General features: G+C 72.2%; 11 protein-coding genes and 1 pseudogene. 4 read left to right on the plus strand and 8 right to left on the minus strand.

Features of this window, described 5'->3' with window-relative positions; genetic code table 11:
* Positions 1–7 precede the first annotated feature (7 nt).
* The gene (locus tag AB0H64_RS36840) at positions 8–6985 is read left to right on the plus strand and encodes a polymorphic toxin-type HINT domain-containing protein (RefSeq protein ID WP_357634160.1); all 6978 of its coding nucleotides are present in this window, start codon (positions 8–10) and stop codon (positions 6983–6985) included.
* A gap of 5 nt (positions 6986–6990) precedes the next feature.
* Positions 6991–7236 carry a hypothetical protein gene (locus tag AB0H64_RS36845; RefSeq protein ID WP_357634163.1) on the plus strand — a complete coding sequence of 82 codons (246 nt, stop codon included), beginning with the start codon at positions 6991–6993 and terminating at the stop codon, positions 7234–7236.
* A gap of 197 nt (positions 7237–7433) precedes the next feature.
* On the opposite strand, the gene AB0H64_RS36850 is transcribed toward AB0H64_RS36845, so the two are convergent.
* Both AB0H64_RS36850 and AB0H64_RS36855 read right to left on the minus strand, forming a co-directional pair.
* The gene (locus tag AB0H64_RS36850) at positions 7434–7706 is read right to left on the minus strand and encodes a hypothetical protein (RefSeq protein ID WP_357634245.1); all 273 of its coding nucleotides are present in this window, start codon (positions 7704–7706) and stop codon (positions 7434–7436) included.
* A gap of 46 nt (positions 7707–7752) precedes the next feature.
* A pseudogene (locus tag AB0H64_RS36855) lies at positions 7753–7893 on the minus strand (hypothetical protein); the annotation flags it as partial.
* Between the two features lie 381 nt (positions 7894–8274).
* On the opposite strand from AB0H64_RS36855, the gene fusA reads away from it, so the two are divergent.
* Positions 8275–10317, plus strand: a complete 2043-nt coding sequence (fusA, locus tag AB0H64_RS36860) for an elongation factor G (RefSeq protein ID WP_357634166.1) — start codon at positions 8275–8277, stop codon at positions 10315–10317.
* Between the two features lie 35 nt (positions 10318–10352).
* On the opposite strand, the gene AB0H64_RS36865 is transcribed toward fusA, so the two are convergent.
* The 3 genes from AB0H64_RS36865 to AB0H64_RS36875 all read right to left on the minus strand — a co-directional run bounded on the left by AB0H64_RS36865 (position 10353) and on the right by AB0H64_RS36875 (position 13826).
* Positions 10353–11333, minus strand: coding sequence for a helix-turn-helix domain-containing protein (locus tag AB0H64_RS36865; RefSeq protein WP_357634169.1), 981 nt, complete (start codon positions 11331–11333; stop codon positions 10353–10355).
* 180 nt (positions 11334–11513) lie between these two features.
* Complete coding sequence (locus tag AB0H64_RS36870) at positions 11514–12266, minus strand: DUF427 domain-containing protein (RefSeq protein ID WP_357634172.1); 753 nt, start codon at positions 12264–12266, stop codon at positions 11514–11516.
* A gap of 219 nt (positions 12267–12485) precedes the next feature.
* Positions 12486–13826: a hypothetical protein gene (locus tag AB0H64_RS36875; protein ID WP_357634175.1), complete on the minus strand. Its 1341-nt coding sequence runs from the start codon at positions 13824–13826 to the stop codon at positions 12486–12488.
* A gap of 143 nt (positions 13827–13969) precedes the next feature.
* On the opposite strand from AB0H64_RS36875, the gene AB0H64_RS36880 reads away from it, so the two are divergent.
* Positions 13970–15181: an ROK family transcriptional regulator gene (locus tag AB0H64_RS36880; RefSeq protein ID WP_357634178.1), complete on the plus strand. Its 1212-nt coding sequence runs from the start codon at positions 13970–13972 to the stop codon at positions 15179–15181.
* Between the two features lie 35 nt (positions 15182–15216).
* Here AB0H64_RS36880 and AB0H64_RS36885 read toward each other — a convergent pair whose 3' ends face one another.
* The 3 genes from AB0H64_RS36885 to AB0H64_RS36895 are packed head-to-tail and all read right to left on the minus strand — an operon-like array spanning position 15217 to position 18239.
* Complete coding sequence (locus AB0H64_RS36885) at positions 15217–16455, minus strand: alpha/beta hydrolase (protein WP_357634181.1); 1239 nt, start codon at positions 16453–16455, stop codon at positions 15217–15219.
* Positions 16456–16515: 60 nt separating this feature from the next.
* Positions 16516–17334, minus strand: a complete 819-nt coding sequence (locus AB0H64_RS36890) for a hypothetical protein (RefSeq protein ID WP_357634184.1) — start codon at positions 17332–17334, stop codon at positions 16516–16518.
* Positions 17331–18239 carry an ATP-binding cassette domain-containing protein gene (locus AB0H64_RS36895; protein WP_357634186.1) on the minus strand — a complete coding sequence of 303 codons (909 nt, stop codon included), beginning with the start codon at positions 18237–18239 and terminating at the stop codon, positions 17331–17333. The genes AB0H64_RS36890 and AB0H64_RS36895 overlap by 4 nt, the downstream gene beginning before the upstream one ends.
* Positions 18240–18330: the final 91 nt, after the last annotated feature.

Here is an 18330-nt window from a genome sequence, read left to right on the forward strand (position 1 = left end):
GTAAGTCGTGCTCGCTTCCTGGCGAGGCTGGGTTCGGATCGCCGGACTGCTGGCGGTCGTGGTGCCCGCCACGCTGGCCGTCCCGTTGCCGGAGGCCCAGGCCTCCGGCGACCCGGCGTGGCACCAGGCACAGGACCAGCATCCTGTACCCGGTCATCAGCGCAAGGCCCGTCCCGCCCCGCCGGATCCGGGGGCGGCGTTCGACCTCAAGGGCGCCCCCGCCGTGACCTGGCCACATCCGGGTACGGCGGTGGCGCGGCCGGCGCAGGCCGGCTCCACCGGCGACAAGTCCGTGGCGGGACGGGCGCCGAAGGTACAGGCGGGAGACCTGCCCGTCTGGGTCGGCCCGCCGTCGTCCGCCTCGGGCAAGGCGGCCACCTCCGGGAACGGGACGGTGAAGCCGTCGCAGGCGCCGGTGACACCTTCGGCCAGTGCGCCGGTGGTACCGAACGTCCAGGTCCGGGTGCTGGACGCCCGGACGGCCGACCGGTCACGGATCACGGGGCTCGGCATCCAGCTGACGCCCCAGGGCACGCCGGGTGGCGCGTCACACCGCGCGGCGGTCGAGGTGGACTATTCGGGCTTCCGGTACGCCTACGGCGGCGACTGGGCGTCCCGTCTGCGCCTGGTCCGGCTCCCCGCGTGCGCGGCCACCACGCCCGACCTGCCGCAGTGCCAGGCCCGGACGTGGTTGCCCACCAGCAACGACGTGAAGACCGGGCGCCTGGTTGCCGACGTCGACCTGGCCGCCGGCGCGACCACCCTGGCGGCCGAGGCGGGGCCGTCGGGCTCGGCGGGCAGCTACGAGGCGACCTCCCTGTCGCCCTCGGCCACCTGGAACGTGAGCAACCAGAGCGGCGCCTTCTCCTGGTCGTATCCGCTGCGCCTGCCACCGACCCCGGGCGGCCCCACCCCCAACGTCGCCTTCGTCTACTCGTCCGGCGGCATCGACGGCCGTACGGTCGCCACCAACAACCAGGCCTCCTGGATCGGCGAGGGCTTCGACTACTGGCCCGGCTTCATCGAGCGCCGCTACAAGCAGTGCGCCGACGACGGCGTCACACCCAAGCGCAACGACCAGTGCTGGCGCTACAGCAACGCCACCATGTCCCTCAACGGGCAGGCCACCGAGCTGGTCCTGGACGACGCCACCGGTACCTGGCAGCCCAAGGACGACGACGGCACCAGGGTCGAGAAGCTGTCCGGCGCTGACAACGGCGACAACGACGGCGAGTACTGGAGGGTCACCACTCCCGACGGCACCCAGTACTTCTTCGGCCAGAACCACCTGCCCGGCTGGGCGAGCGGCAAGGCGGAGACCGACTCCACGTGGACCGTCCCGGTCTTCGGCAACGACTCCGGCGAGCCCTGCCACAAGGACACCTTCTCCGACTCCTGGTGTCAGCAGGCGTGGCGGTGGAACCTGGACTACGTCGTGGACCCGCACGGCACGGTCAGCACGTTCTGGTACGGCAAGGAGACCAACTACTACCGCCGCGACGTCACCACCCTCACCGACGGCGTCCCGAACGGCACCCCCACGGTGTACGACCGTGGCGGCTACCTCAAGCGCATCGACTACGGCCAGCGCTCCGAGGCGATCTTCTCCTCCTCCGCACCCGCGCGGATCGTGTTCGCAACCACCGAACGCTGCGACCCGACCTCGACCTTCGACTGCGCGGAGACCAAGTTCACCAAGGACAACGCCAAGTACTGGCCCGACGTCCCCTACGACCAGAACTGCGACTCCGGCGAGAAGTGCATCGACAAGTACTCGCCGACGTTCTGGACCCGCAAGCGGCTCGCCTCCGTGACCACCCAGGTCCTGGCGTCGGGCAGCGCATACAAGGACGTCGACACCTGGACGCTTCAGCAGAAGATGCGTGACCCGGGCGACGGGACGGCCGCGACGGTCTGGCTCGAAGGCATCCAGCACAAGGGCAACGTGAACGGTACGGCGTCGCTGCCGTCGGTGCACTTCGCGGGCGTCCAGAAGCCCAACCGCGTGGACTCCCTGGAGGGGCGGCCGCCGCTCACCAAGTGGCGCATCTCCGCCATCGACAACGAGACCGGCGGCTCCCTGTCCATCGCCTACTCCGACCCGGACTGCAAGGCCGGCGACACGCCCGAACCCGACTCCAACACCCGCCGCTGCTACCCCCAGTACTGGTCACCGGAGGGGGCGACCAGCCCGAAGCTGGACTGGTTCCACAAATACGTCGTCACCCAGGTGCGCGCCATCGACCGCACGGGCGGCGCGCCCGACGAGGTGACCGGCTACGAGTACCTCGGCGGCGGCGCCTGGCACCACGATGACGACGACGGACTGACCAAGGAGAAGTACAAGACCTGGTCGCAGTGGCGCGGCTACGGCAAGGTGCGGGTCGTCCACGGCGAGGCCCCCGAGCAGCGCTCGCAGGCGGAGTACACCTACTTCCGCGGCATGGACGGGGACGAGAAGTCCGGCGGCGGTACGAAGGATGTCCAGGTCACCGACTCCGAGGGTGCGGCGGTGCCCGACGCCGAGCCCCTGCAGGGACGCGTCCGCGAGGAGGTCCACTACGACGGGCCCGGCGGACCCGCCATGAGCGGCACCATCACCGGCTACTGGACCAGGCAGACCGCCAAGCGCGCGCGCTCGTGGGCCACGACCACCGCGCACCTGGTCGAGGTCGACAAGGTGCGCACCCGCACGGCGTTGGCGTCCGGCGGCTGGCGGTACACCACCACCGACACCGACTACAACGCCGACGGCCTGCCCACCCAGGTCGACGACCTCGGCGACGAGTCGACCGCGAGCGACGACCAGTGCACCCGCACCGAGTACGCCCGCAACGCCGCCAAGTGGATGATCTCGTACGTCTCGCGCGTCGAGACGGTCACCAAGGCCTGCGCCGTCACGCCTGACCGGCCGGACGACGTGGCCTCCGACGTGCGCAAGTACTACGACAACCAGGCCTACGGCGCCGCGCCCACCAGGGGCGACGTCAGCAAGACCGAGAAGCTCGGATCGTGGAGCGGTGGCCCGCGGTACGTCACCGTCGGCAGCACCACCTTCGACGTGTACGGCAGGCCGCAGGTCGTCACCGACGCCTCGGGCGGCAGGACCACCACCAAGTACACCCCGGCGACCGGCCCCGTCACCGGCACCGAGGTCACCAACGCGGCGGGCCACGTCACCAGGACCGAGGTGGAGCCGGCGTGGGGCGTCCCGACGGCCACCATCGACGTCAACCAGAAGCGCACCGACCTGACCTACGACCCTCTCGGCAGGCTCACCGGAGTCTGGCTGCCGGGACACGCCAAGTCGACGTACCCGTCCGCCCCGAACATGAAGTTCGGCTACCAGATCCGCACCGGCGGCTCGACCACGGTGTCCACCGCGACGCTTCGCAACGACGGCGTCCACTACACCACCGGCTACGCCCTCTACGACGGCATGCTGCGCCCCCGCCAGACCCAGCAGCCCGCGCCGGGCGGCGGCCGGGTCGTGGACGACACCCTCTACGACACGCGTGGCCTGGTCTACAAGACCAACGACGACTACTACGCCGAAGGCGACCCGGGCAGCACGCTCTGGACCCCGGCCAGCGACGACGACGTCCCGGGCCAGAACGTCACGGTCTACAACGGCATGGAGTGGCCCACCGCGCAGATCTTCCGCAAGCGCGGCAGCGAGCAGTGGCGCACCACCACGACCTACGGCGGCGACCGCGTCAGCGTCGACCCGCCCGCCGGATCCACGCCCATCACGAAGATCATCGATGCCGACGGCCGGCTGGTCGAGCTCCGGCAGTACAAGGGCGACGGCCCGACCGGCGACTACGACGCCGTCACCTACACCTACACACCGACCGGGCAGCCTGCGACGATCAAGGACGCGGCGGGCACCACCTGGACGTACCACTACGACCTGCGCGGCCGGCTCTCCCAGCTCGACGACCCCGACAAGGGCACCGCGAAGCTCACCTACGACGACAAGACCGACCGCCTGCTGACGACCACCGACGCGCGCGGCAAGAGCATCTTCTTCACCTACGACGCGCTCGGCCGCAAGAGCGCCGAGTACGAGGGCACCTCGGCCGCCGGCACCAAGCTCGCCGAGTGGACCTACGACAAGCTGTCCGACGGCACCGTCGTGAACGGCCAGCCGACTGCCTCGACCCGGTACGTCAAGAACGCCACCACCGGGGCGATGGACGCCTACACCACGGCGGTCACCGGCTTCGACGACGCCTACCGGACCCTCGGCGCCAAGACCACCATCCCGGCCGCCGAGGGAGGGCTGACCGGCACCTACGAGACCAGCACCGACTACAACCTCGACGGCACCGTCCACCGCGCCGTGCTCCCCGCGGCCGGCGGTCTGCCGAAGGAGACGCTCCTCCACGACTACGACGAGCTCGGCAACCCCACCACCACCCGGGGACTGACCAGCTACGTCACCTCCACCACGTACTCCAAGCTCGGCCAGACGCTCGACATGATGATGTCGACCGGCGGCAAGCGGGTGAAGGAGACCAACTTCTACGAGGAGGGCACCGGCCGGCTCACCCGCTCCCTGTACGAGCGCGAGACGTCGCCGATCTCGGTCGCGGACGCCAACTACACCTACGACCAGTCCGGGAACATCACCAAGATCGCGGACAAGCCGGCCGGCCAGACGCCTGACGTGCAGTGCTTCCGCCAGGACCATCTGCAGCGCCTGACCGAAGCATGGACGGCCACCGACGACTGCGCCTCGGACCCCTCACAGAGCGTCGTCGGCGGACCGGCACCGTATTGGCAGTCCTTCTCGTACGACATCGTCGGCAACCGCACGAAGGAGATCGACCACCAGGCGTCGGGTGACGTCACCAAGACCTTCGCCTACGCGGGGCCCGGCAAGCCGCAGCCGCACACGCTGACCTCGGTCGAGTACAAGGGCGGCACCCGCGACGGGCAGATCGACAGCTATGGCTACGACGCCGCCGGCAACACCACCGAGCGCGGCTCCGGCCGAGCGCTGGAGTGGGACGTCGAGGGGCACCTCGCCAAGTCCACCGACCCGTCCGGCGTCAGCACCTTCCTCTACGACGCCAACGGCGAGCGGCTGATCCGCCGGGACCCGACGTCCACCACCCTGTACGTCGCCGGGATGGAGGTCCGGCTCGACACCAAGACCGGCGCCAAGACGGCGACCCGCTACTACTCCCACGGCGGTCAGATCGTCGCCGCCCGCACCAGCAAGGGCGTCACCTGGCTCGCCTCCGACAACCACGGCACCACCGACGCCTCGGTCAGCGACGACGACACCCAGACCCCGTTACGCCGGTACTTCACCCCGTTCGGCCAGCTCCGCGGCTCACCGCCGTCGTCCTGGCCCGGCCAGAAGGGCTTCGTCGGCGGCACCATCGACGAGGCGACGTCCCTGACCCACCTCGGGGCCCGCGAGTACGACGCCGAAACCGGCCGCTTCATCTCCGTCGACCCGGTCTTCGACACTACCGACCCGCAGAGCTGGAACGGCTACGCCTACGCCGACAACAACCCGGTCACCAAGTCCGACCCCTCGGGCCTGCAACCGGACGGCCCCTGGACCGGTACCGACGGCCGTCACCACAAGGGCTCGATGGACCCTGGCGCCGGCAGCGACGGCAGCTGGCCTCATCCCAACCACCCCGGCCGCTCCGGGTCTTCCGGATCGGGCGGTGGCGGCGGCTCACGGCACTGCGGCACCTGGGACTTCGGCTGCAAGGCCGGGCACTTCTGGAACCAGCACAAGGCCACCATCGTCAACGTCACCGTCACGATCGTCGTCACGATCGGCTGCGAGGCGGCGACGGCCGGGGCGGGAAGCATCGGCTGTGCGGCAGCCGGCGGAGCCGCCGGCAACCTCGCGGGCTACCTGGTCTCCACCCCACGTGACCAGTGGAGCCTGGGCGGCGCCTTCCAGGCTGCGGCGGTAGGAGCCGTAACCGGCGCAGCCGGAGGCTTCCTCGGCAAGGCGGCATCGGCGGCACTGGGCAAGGTCGCGAGCACGGCAGCAGGCAAGGCCGTCACGGGTGCGATAGCCAAGGCGGCCGGCAAGGCGAGATCCGCGCTGGGCAAGATGGGCGGCGCCGCCGAAGACGCAGCCGGGGCCGAAGGAACCGCGGCCAAAGCGGCCGGCAGACCCCGTGCCGGATCCGGACCACGGCCAGGCTGCAACAGCTTCGTCGCGGGGACCAAGGTCCAGCTCGCCGACGGCACGTACAAGGCCATCGAGAAGATCAAGCCAGGAGAGAAGGTCCTCGCGACGGACCCCCTCACGGGTAAGACGGGGCCGAAGCTCGTCGTCGCCGCCTTCTCGGGCGTCGGCTACCTCAACCTCATCCAGATCACCGTCGACACCGACGGCAAGAAGGGCGACGAGACCGGCGTCATCCTCGCCACCGAACACCACCTGTTCTGGGACGCCAAGGACCACCAGTGGGTCCGCGCCGACCACCTGACAAGCACCGACCACCTCCGTACCCCAAACGGCACCACCGTCCAGGTTGTCAGCTCCACGAAGCAGCGCAACCACCCCACGGTCTACGACCTCACCGTCGCCGACACTCACACGTTCTACGCAAAGGTCGGTGCCGCGCCGGTCTTGGTGCACAACTGTCCGGAACTGGATCTGGAGCGGGCTTCCGCAACGGGGAGGAATATCGACCCCTCGGACAAAAAAGCGAAGCTGCAGATGGCCGGGCGCGCGCTCCAAAAACATGCGTACAGGATCACGAATAATGGCCAATGGCCGAAACCCAGTGGCACGCAGAACCCTCAGGCCTGGAACACACTAGGGGCGAATATGCTGGACGACATCCTGACTCATCCCGAGTCTGTCATCGAGCAGGGTTGGGGGAGAATCGGAGGGGTCTGGCAAGACACGATTGATGTCCGTGTCCCAACAGAGGGAATAGGCGCTAGGTTCTCGATGAACAGCAATTTCTCGGGATTCCTCGACGATATGGGGTAGAGGACTTGAAAGAACACTTCGCCGGGAGGGACATCGAAGTCATTGATTTCCAGGACGTCGTGGCCGGGGAGCATGTCATCGAATTCCGAGACACGGCATGGCGCCGAAACGAGGCGATCCTCGCCATCTCGGTTCCGGACGATGGATCTTGGGACGACGCGATGATCAGCGTAAATCCTCACAAAGGAGATGTCTCCGTCTCATTCGCCACCTGGGCAATCGTGATCGCACGGAAGAGGTTGGCCGACTAAAGAGAGGCCGCTCTGAATAGCGCCATAGCTCTGCCCGGCCGAGGCGGTCCTTGCTGGACCGCCTCGGCCGGGCAGAGCGCAGAGCATGGTGCCTGCCGGACGGGCTCACGGCGGGACCGACGACAGGCCATCGGCAGTGATTACTGGTGAGGTCTTGCCTCTGTGCGCGGATCGCGGGCGGAGGCCCGTTCCGCCTGCTACTTGTGATCGTGCAGTTCCCGCACATTGGCGCGTACCCGGTTTTCGGCCAGTCGCGCCAGGGCCCTGCGGGCTTCCAGCCGTCTGCTGGTGGGTGCGGCTGGCCGTACGGGGGCGAAGAGTGTGACCTCCACGGTCAGGTCCCGGGTCGCGGCCACCCGGACGATGGAGGCGAGCAGCGAGTCGTCCCCGACGTAGCAGGCGCGGGTGGAGGTCGCCGTCCCTTCGCGGTAGCGGAGCACGGCCGGGCGTACCGGGGCGCCCGCGTCCATCGCGTACGAGGAGGTGGTCGCTGGAGGTGTCGAACCGGTCCACGTCGAGGCCGGAGACCGGGCTGTCGAGCCGCGCCCCCATCTCCCCGGCGAAGACCTCGTGGCGGAGCCGCTGGGCGGCCTGCACGTCGGCGGCGCTGGTGGCCATGCCGACCGTGTACCGCCCGGTGTCCACGATGATCGTCATGGGCGCGTCCTTCCATGAAAGCGTCTCGCGCCTGTGCCGACATGCCGAAATGACGGCTGTGTCTCTCACCGGGGCAGTGAGGCGGCCGCGTGGTGAACCTCGCGCACGGCCGAAACAAATCGCTTTCTTCGCTCTCTTGCCCTTCGCTACACTCGCCACTGATCATCGACGAGGGGAAGGAGAACGGCCGTGCGCCACAGCACCGCTGCCGTCGTCCCCCCGTCGCGCCACGAGGTGATCCTGGTGTCTCCGTCGCCCCGGTGCCGGCTGCGCGGCCGCCACTGGACGACGCCCTGACGAGTACCTGACCCGCCACCCGAGGCTGGCTCGTCCGGGAAATCGCGCTGTCCCCTTCTTTTCCGGACCGAAAGGTCATGGGCTGTGCGTGCTCACCTCTCGAAACAAGAACAGGCCGACCTGCCGGCCGTCGTACGCAATCTCGGCATCCTCGCCCACGTCGACGCCGGCAAGACCACCGTCACCGAGCGGATGCTGTACCTGGCCGGCGCCACGTACAAGCGCGGCGAGGTGCACGACGGCACGACCGTCACCGACTTCGACTCCCAGGAACGTGACCGCGGCATCACGATCTTCGCCGCCGCGGTGAGCTGTGTCTGGGACGGGCACCGCGTCAACCTGATCGACACCCCCGGCCACGTCGACTTCTCCGACGAGGTGGAGCGCTCGCTGCGGGTGCTCGACGGCGCGATCGCGGTGTTCGACGCCGTCGCGGGCGTCGAGCCGCAGAGTGAGTCGGTGTGGCGCCGGGCCGACCGGTACGGCGTGCCGCGCGTCGCGTTCGTCAACAAGCTGGACCGGGCCGGCGCCGACCTGGACGCCGCGGTCGAGTCGATCCGCCGCCGGCTGCACCGGGCCCCGCTGGTGGTGCAGCTGCCGATCGGGCAGGAGGACCGCTTCGCCGGTGTCGTCGACCTGGTCAGGATGCGCGCGCTCGTCTGGGAGTGCGACGCGTGCCAGGAAGGACCGGTGCCGGAGGACCTGCTGGACGAGGCTCGGCGGCGGCGCAGGCTGCTCGAGGAGTCGGTGGCGGAGCTGCACGCGGACGCGCTGGAGGAGTTCTGCGCGCTGCCGTCGATCTCCGACCGGACGCTGGCCGCCGCGCTGCGCGACCTGACCGCGAGCGGTGCGGGCCTGGTGGTGCTGTGCGGGTCGGCGTACCGCAACCGCGGGATCGAGCCGCTGCTCGACGCCGTGGTGGCGTACCTGCCGTCGCCGCTGGACGTGCCCGCGGTGCGCGGCGTGGACGGCGCGGAACGGGCCGCCGACCCGGAGGCGCCGCTGGCCGCGCTGGCGTTCAAGGTCAGCTCGACCGCCACCGGGCGGCTGACGTACCTGCGGGTCTACTCGGGAACGATGCGGAAGGGGGACGTGGTGCTGGACGCCGGCACAGGCCGCACCGAACGCGTCAGCCGCATCCTGCGGGTGCAGGCCGACCGGCACACCGAGGTGGACCGGGCGGTGGCCGGGGACATTGTCGCGGTGGTCGGGCTGAAGTCGGCCCGCACCGGGAGCACCCTGTGCGCGCCCGAGGCTCCGCTGGTGCTCGAACCTCCGAGCACGGCGGACCCGGTGGTGTCCGTGGCGATCGAGGCCCGCCGGAGCGTGGACGCCGACCGGCTGGCCTCGGCGCTGGCGCGGCTGGCCGAGGAGGATCCGTCGCTGGCGGTCCGTACGGACGCCGAGACCGGGCAGACGCTGCTGTCCGGGATGGGCGAGCTGCACCTGGAGGTCGCGGCGGAGAAGCTCCGGCGCGACCACGGGCTGGACGTCGCCGTGGGACGCCCGCAGGTGGCGCTGCGGGAGACGGTGACGCTCGGCGTGGCCGGGCTGCTGTACCGGCACGTCAAGCAGGACGGCGGCGCGGGGCAGTTCGCCCACGTCGTGCTGGACGTGGAGCCGCTGGACGGCGAGCCGGGCAGTGAGGGCTTCGAGTTCCGCTCGACCGTGGTCGGCGGCCGGGTGCCGCGCGAGTACGTGCGGGCGGTGGAGGCCGGTTGCCGGGACGCCCTGGCTGACGGACCGCTCGGCGGCCACCCGGTGACCGGCCTGCGGGTCACGCTGACCGACGGGGCCACTCATCCGAAGGACTCGTCGGACCTGGCGTTCCGCACAGCCGGGCGGCTCGCGCTGCGCGAGGCGCTACGGGCCTGCGCGGTGGAGCTGCTCGAGCCGGTGGTGGAGGTCACGGTCACCGTGCCCGACGATACGGCAGGCGGCGTGCTGGGCGACCTGGCGGCCCGGCGCGGCCGGATCTCGGGATCGTCGGCGCGGGCCGGCACGGTGGTGATCACCGCCGTGGTCCCGCTGGCCGAGGTGTTCGGGTACGCGACCCGGCTGCGTAGCCGTACACAGGGCCGCGGCACGTTCACCACCAGGCCGGCCGGTTACGCCCCGGCACGATAGAGGACGGTCCCGCCCGCGCGGGCGGGACCGTCCTCTCAGGAGAACGACCGGCCGTTGAGCAACGCCCTGCCGAGAGCGGTGATGTGGTGGAAGACGGTGTTGCCGTCACGCCTGGAGTCGACGAGGCCGGCATTGCGCAACACTGCCGCGTGCCGGCTCGCCATGGCCAGCGAGATGTCCAGGCGCTGGGCCAGCTCCGTCGTGGTCATGGGCCGGGCGACCTGCTCCAGGACGTACGCGCGGGTCCGCCCGAGCAGAGCCACGACCGGTTCGTGGTCCGGCGCGTCGTCCGCTCGCACGCGCGGGAGCCAGCCGACGGGCGGCTGTACGGGAAAGCACAGCAGAGGCGGCAGATCGGTGTCCCGCAACGTGATCGGGTGGCGGCGGCAGAACGCCGACGGCAGGAGAACGATCCCGCGCCCCTCCAGGTGCACGTCGTGCTCCACATAGTCGAGCACGCAGAGGACCGGTGGCTCCCACACCACGTCCGGATGAAGCTCGCTCAGCAGGCGATCGACGCCGCCGTCGGCGAGCGCCTGCAGCCGCCGGGCGTGGTCGGCCTGCAGGTGCGGGCGCAGCATGCGTTTGTACGGGGCTATTCCGGCATGGTGGTACTCGGTGATGGCCTTGCCCAACCGGTGGAGCATCGGAGCTCCTCCGTCCAGCAGCGCCCTGATCGACGCGGAGTTCGGTTGCTTGTCATTGAAATAGCTCAGCTCTTCGCGGAACCGTGGTGTGGGGGTGGACAGCAGCCAATCCAGTTGCTCCTCCAGCGGGCCGTCCCCGCGCCCCGGGGTCAGGAGGTCCGGTGAATATCCTTGAGGCGGCGTCAACGACAGCAGCAGGCGCATATCGGCGACTTTCACCTGCCGCGTCCGCCGCCACCACTCGCCATAAGTCAGCTCCCTGCCTTCCTGCAGCACATGGAGGCTCAGTAACACGTCCCACAACGGGTCCGTGTCCTCGGCCAAGGTAATACGCCGCAAGTCCTCGCTGGTGAAGTGGATGCGCAACACTTCCTGCCCCCTGTCCCGTCTGTGCAGACCTCATCGTCCTTCGACTACCGACCGGACAGAATGGTTGGGCGCTGCTGGGGCCGGCCCATCCGCAGGCGTGCTCGACGCTACCTGCGACCGTCCCGACCTGACCACGTTCGCCCGGCCCGTCGGCCGCCAGCCGGGCGGGCGCGGTCGTGGTCAGCGCTTCAGTCCCTCGCTGAACGGGGTGACCGGGCGGTCCTGCCTGACGCCGTCGACGACGATGTCCACGGCCTCGTTGTAGAAGGCCACGTACCCCCGGATCGGCGAGGCCGCGGGTACGGGGTCGGGGTAGGCCCAGGCGATGTCGGGCGGCGCGCCCCCGCCCTTGAGCGACCAGTAGGAGGCCAGCCCCTTGTACGGGCACCGCGTCCGCGTCGCCGACGCCTCCAGCAGATCGAACCGCACGTCGCCGGGCGGGATGTAGTACCGGGTCACCAGTCCGGTCTCGAACAGCAGCACCGGGCTGCGCGTCTCCGCGACCACCCGCCCGCCGATCTCGACCACGACGTGCCGGGAGCTGGGAATCGGGTCCACCCGCCTGTACGGGTCCCGCGGGTGCACGAAGATCTCCTCGTCCTCCTCGTACCAGTGGTCGAGCACCACCTCCGGATGCCCGAACCACGCGAAGGCGATGTGGCCGGGCAGCTCCGGATAACGCCAGGCGGCGTTGCGCACGAGGGCGTCCCCGATTGCGAGGTCGTAGAAGGTGCGCGCGCCGTCCGGCGGTTCGCCGGCGGCGCGCAGCAGGTCGGTGCGCACGTCACCGGCCGGGAAGGCGTAGCGGGGCGTCGGCCGGCCCGGCTCCCAGACGAGCACGGGAGCGCGGCTGTCGACGACCAGGACGTCGTCGCGGACGCCGCGCACCCAGCGCTCGCTCGGCTCCCAGGTGAAGGCTCCGGACGCGGGCATGGTCAGACCTCCGTCGGCTCGGCGACGCACGGGGGGCTTCCCACATTCAGACAGGGACAGCCGGATGTCAACGCGCGCGCCCGTACATCCGCCCCGGCGCGGCGAAGCGGGGCAGGGTGCCGGTGGCGGCCACGCCGGCATGTTGTGCTCTCGCGAGCCAGAGCGTGGGAGCGACGGAGGCGGGCCATCACCGGGACCGTGCCGTCTTCCTGTTCGCCCTCACCGGCGGGCGCGCGCGGCGGGAAGGGTGGCCGCGGCCAGCACGGCCGCCAGGGGCAGCACGGTCACCAGATACGCCGCCCGCAGGTCGAGCGCGGTCCCCAGCGCGGCGAGCACCGCGGGGGCGGCCAGGATCGCCGTGCCGGAGGCCAGCGCCCCGTACGCCGACGACCGCGCCACCGTGAGCCCCGGCACCTGGACCAGCCGCGCCAGCGTCACCGGGTAGAACGGCGCGATGCCCAGGCCGGCCACCAGGAGCCCCGCCGCGACCGGCAGGGGCGCGTCGGTGAGGGAGACCGCGAGGGTCCCGGCGGCCGTGAGGCCGCACCCCAGGGGGACGACGGGCAGGTCGCGGGCGAGCAGCCGCGGCGCCACCAGCCGACCGGCGGCCATCCCCACCAGGAAGGCGGTGGCCGCCGCGGCGGCGGTCCCCGGGGCCAGTCCGGTGACCTGCAGCCGGGCCGTGCCCCAGATCGTGAAGCAGAACTCCATGGACACGGCCACCACGATCACCGCCCACGCCTTCACCACCCGCCCCGGCGCGACATGCTCCGCACCGGCCGACCCGCCGGCTGGCTCATCGGCTGGCCCGCCGGCCGTGGTGTCGCGTCGTGGGCCGGGGGCGTCACGAGGCGGCCGTCCACGTCTCCAGGCGTCCACCGCGAGGAACAGCAGCGGCGGTACGGCCAGCAGCAGCGCGAGCCGGCCGTTCACGGCGAACCCGCCGGACCCGCCGGGGAGGCCCGAGCCGCTGAGGGCGTCGAGGGCGTCGAGGGCGTCGAGGGCGCCGATGGCGAGCGGGCCGAGCAGGGCGCTGACGCTGGCGGCGGCGTTGGCGCGGGTCAGCCGGGCCGCCGCGTCCGGACCGCTCAGCAGCGCGGGGGTGACCAGCACCAGGCCCGCCGCCCCCAGCCCGAGCAGCAGCGCCCCGGCCGCCGCCGACGGGGCGGTGGGCGCCGTCGCGAGCAGCGCGGCTCCGGCGGCGGCGACGAGGGCGGCGCCGAGCAGCGCCCGCTGCGGCCCCCACCTGAGCGCCCACCGCCCGGCGGCCCCCACGACGAGCAGACCCGCCCCGAACGACGAGGACAGCCACGCCAGCTCCCCGGCAGGCGTGTCCAGGTCGCGCGCGAGCAGCACCAGGCACGCGCCGAGACTGTTGATGGTGAATCCGAGCGCCACCTGCGCCAGCGCGACCTGCCGCACGATCCGCCGGGTGTCCGCTCGGCCCGTGTCGCCTCGGCCCGTGCCCGGCTGGGCCACGTCCGGCCGGCCCGTGGGCGGTTGCCCGGGGGTGAGCCGCTGCTCGTCCGGGAGGTCTGTGTCGTCCCGGAAGCCGGTCATCGGTCCGCCGGAGCGGTGCCAGGGCCCGGTGGGGTGCGATCAGGGCATGCTGTTCGGAGTGGGCCGGGGCTCGGTCGTCGTCGCCGCACAGGGTCTCCTCACGTTAAACTCGTGCAACGAGGATAAAGGAGGCACCACCGTCCATGGCAAGCCCCGCAGGTCGCGCCCGGCCCGTCCGCGCCCCCTCCGTACGAGCGCGGGACGCCCGGTGGCGTGGCGCGCTCGCCGTGCTGGACGAGATGCGCCGCGGGCCGGGCGTCACCCGGGCGGTCGTCGCCCGGCGGCTCGGCCTGTCCACCGGATCCGCCACCGAGATCACGGCCCGGCTGCGCGACCTGGCGCTGCTCTCCGAGAGCCCGGCCGCCGCCTCCGGGCGGGGCCGTCCGACGACCGTGCTCCACCCGCACCCGGCCGGCCCGGTCGTCGTCGCCGTCGACCTCCGCCAGGAGGACTGGCGGTGCGCGGTCGCGGAGCTCGACGGCACGCCGCACGTCGCCGAGGAGGGCAGGCACGGGAGCCGCGACCCGGACCGCGTGATCGGCACGATCGCCGAGGCGGTGGGCCGGGTCCACGCCCGGCTCGGTGACCGCGTCCGTGCCGTCGCCGTGGCGGTCGCCGCGACCGTGCGCGACGGGGGGGTCGTGCAGTCCGCGACGCTGGGCTGGGACGCGGTGGACCTCACCGCGCTGGCGCCCGTACCGCGCCTGCCGCTGCTGGTCGGCAACGATGCGACGCTCGCGGGCGCCGCCGAGGCGCGTTACGGCGCCGCCGCCGGGGCGGGCACGGCGCTGCACGTCACGATCGAGGTCGGCGTGGGCGGGACCCTGGTCGTGGACGGCCTGCCGGTCCGGGGAGCGACCGGCGCCGGGGGCGAGTTCGGCCACCTGCCGCTCGGCGACCCCGCGCTGCGCTGCCCCTGCGGAGCGCTGGGCTGCTGGGACCTCGCGGTCGACGGCCGGGCCATCGCCCGCTACCTGGGAGAGCCGCCGCCCCGCGACCCCCGCAGCTACGCCCAGGCGGCCCTGGTCAGGGCGGAGGACGACGCGGAGGTGCGGTCGGCGGTGGGACGCGCGGCGGGCGGGTTCGGGCGGGGCCTCGCCGGGCTGATCAACGCGTTCGACCCGGGCATCGTCACGCTCGGCGGGTTCGCCGAGCCGCTGCGGGCCGCCGCCGAGGAGGAGTTCGCGGCGGCTCTGGCCGACGGGCTGATGCGGTTCCGCCGCGCGGAGCCGCCGCCCGTGGTGGCCGCCGCCCTCGGCGGGGACGGCGCGCTGCACGGGGCGGCGGCGACCGCGCTCGACCACGTCCTCACGGAGGAGGGCCTCAGCGCCTGGGCGGCCGAGCACGCCGGCTGACCGGGCTCGGGCCGGCTCTCGCAGGTCCTGCGCCGTCAGGGGGTGTGGAAGGCGACCTCCGGATCGGCGCCGGCGGGCCCGTCGAGCAGCGGCTGCTTCCTCCCCTTCAGGTGCAGGTCGAAGAAGGCGCCGACGTAGGCCCGGGTGAGCTGCAGGGAGCGCTGCGGGGGCAGGGCGCCGGGCGTGGACATGCCCGCTGCCTGCTGCAGCAGGGCCAGGTCGGTGAAGGCGGTGTGGTCGGTGCGGGCGACCGTGAGCCAGCGCTTCCAGCCGTCCATGTGGGGCCAGCTCGCGTCCCAGGTGTCGTCCTTGCCGGGAACGTGGTCGTTCTGGCTGCCCAGCAGCAGGAAGGGCCGGCCGCCGAGAGCGCCGGCGGGGATCGCGGGGTGGAAGGTGCCGTCCAGGTTCACCCCGGCCAGTACGCGCTTGTCGGCCGCCATGGTCGCCGCGCTCGCGTCGCCGCCGAGCGAGTGCCCGGCCATGCCGATCCGCTTGGGAGCGATCATCGCGGCCTTCTTCCACGCCGGGCGCCGGCCGGTCAGCTCGTCGATGACGAAGGAGACGTCCAGGGTGCGGCTCTTCGTGATGGTCGCCTGCCCGCCCTCGGGCGGCTTGGGCTGGTCGCAGAGCGGGGCGCAGGTGAGGGTACGCCCGTCGGGGAACGTCGTGCCGGAGGACTCGTAGGCGTGGTCGACCAGCGCGACGACGTACCCGCGGCCGGCCAGCTCCTCGGCCAGGAAGGTGAGGCTGGCGCGCGGCAGCCCCAGACCGGGGGACAGCACCACCAGCGGGAACCTGCCGTGCCGGGGGGCCGCGCCGGTGTGGGCGTAGGTGCGGGTGGCGCTGACCGTCTCGGGCGGGATGGTGGCGCCGGGGGCCTTGCGCCGCAGCAGCGACTCGGCCTCCGCCACGGTCATGTACGGGGCGGAGGGGCCGGCGTCGGACCGGGCGGGGTAGTACATCGACACCATGAGCTGCCGCGGGCCGTCCTGCGGCACCCAGGGGTCCTTGCGGGCCTCGTCCACGAGGTGCAGCGTGTCGCGGCCGACCGCGTACGGGCCGGTCGGCCGGGGCAGTTCGAGGCGCACGGCCGAGACGGGCCCGGCCGCTGGGGCGGCGACGGGAACGGGGGCGGCGAGGGCAGGTGCCGCCGGTGAGGCGGCGGTCACGACGCAGGCTGTCATGACGCAGGCCGCCACCGCCAGGGGGACGGCCGCCGTCAGGCGCGGCCGGCCGGCACGACGGGCGAATTCCTCGGCGTGGTGCTGTCGCATGGTCTCTCTCTCGTCGGAGGATCTCGTGGGAAGGACGATCGGTTGAGGGGCGGAGGGCGTTCAGACGTCCCGGTGGTGGACGACGAGCAGGGTCACGGCCGCCGCCACCAGTGGCCACAGCGCGAAGACGAGCCACGAGCCCGTGACCGTGGGCAGGGCGGGGCTGTCGCGGGGCGCCACCAGGGACAGGCAGGTACGCCAGACGTAGAACGGGAACAGGGCGTACAGGTCGTTGGCCCACTGGTGCACGGTCGGCTTGAAGAACATCGGCAGGACGACCAGCACGGCGCAGACCGTGACGACGGTCGCCGCGGTGTGCCGCAGCAGCGCGCCGATGCCCATGCCGACGAGCGCCGACACGGGCGCGAGCAGCGCGTTCGCGGTGAGGACGCGGGCGACGCCGGGATCGCCGAGCGCGGCGGCGACGCCCCGGCCGGACAGGATGGCCTGGCTGACGACGAACGCGGCCGTCACGGCGACCGCGCCGGTGGCGAGCATGACGCCCGCCGTGACGGCCACCTTGGCCACGACCACGCGGTGGCGGGCCGGGACCGCGGTGAACGTGCCGCGGACCAGGCCGGACGCGTACTCCCCGGCGATCGTCAGGGCGCCCACGCTGCCGGCGCCGATCATCACCATGACCCCGGCCAGGCCGCTGAAGGCCTCGGTCATCGGGTCGAACATGGCCTTCTCCATCGGGGTGAAGGCAGGCCACGCGTCGTACGTCTCGAGGCTCGACTGCGCGGCCAGCCCGATGACGGCCAGCGTGCCGAGCGCGAGGACCCAGCGGGTGGACCGCAGCGACCAGAGCTTGATCCACTCCGAGGCGAGCAGGTCACGGAGGCGGGCACGCGGCGCGCCGGTGGTTGCGGAGGTCATCGGCGGTCACCGGCGAGGTACTCGGCGTGGCCGGCGGTCAGCTCCATGAACGCCTCCTCCAGCGACGCGGCGCGCGGGGCCAGCTCGTGGAGCACGATCCCGTCCCGGTGGGCGAGCTCGCCGACACGCGCGGCGCCCATCCCCGTCACCGTGAGCGCGTCCGCGCTCGACAGGACGGTGGCGCCCGCACGGGTCAGTACGGCGGCGAGCCGGGCGGGGTCCGGGGTGCGCACGGTGACGCGGTCGCGGGCGCCGCGCGCCGCGAACCCGGCCAGGCTCTCCTCGGCGATCAGCTCGCCCCGGCCGATGACGACGAGGCGGTCGGCGGTGTTCTCCATCTCGCTCATCAGGTGGCTGGAGACGAGGACCGTGCGGCCCTCGGCGGCCAGCCGCCGGAACAGGTTGCGTACCCAGCGCACGCCTTCGGGGTCCAGGCCGTTGACCGGCTCGTCGAACAGCAGCACGGGCGGGTCGCCCAGCAGGGCGGCGGCGATGCCGAGCCGCTGCCGCATGCCGAGGGAGAACCCGCCGACGCGGCGGCGCGCCACGTCCTCCAGCCCCACCTCCCGCAGCACCTCGGCCACCCGGCGGCGGGGCAGGCCATTGCCGCGGGCCAGCGCCGACAGGTGCGCGGCGGCGCTGCGCCCCGGGTGCACGTCGCCCGCGTCCAGCAGCGCCCCGGCGTGGCGCAGCCCGGCGCCCTGCCGCCTGAAGGGGCGGCCGCCGATGGTGGCGGTTCCGGCGGTGGGCCGGTCCAGGCCGAGGATCATGCGCATCGTGGTGCTCTTGCCGGCGCCGTTCGGGCCGAGGAACCCGGTGACGTGCCCGGGCCGCACCGTGAACGTCAGGTCGTTCACGGCCGTCACGCCTCCGTAGCGCTTGGTCAGTCCGTTGACTTCGATCACGTCGTCAACGTTGCCGTGGGCGGCCTTTCCGCGGCATCGGGCCACGGGCCCGTTCCGGCGCGACGGAGGTGGCCCGCGGGCGTACGCCCCT

The sequence above is a fragment of the Nonomuraea sp. NPDC050733 genome (assembly GCF_040654215.1).
GTDB lineage: Bacteria > Actinomycetota > Actinomycetes > Streptosporangiales > Streptosporangiaceae > Nonomuraea.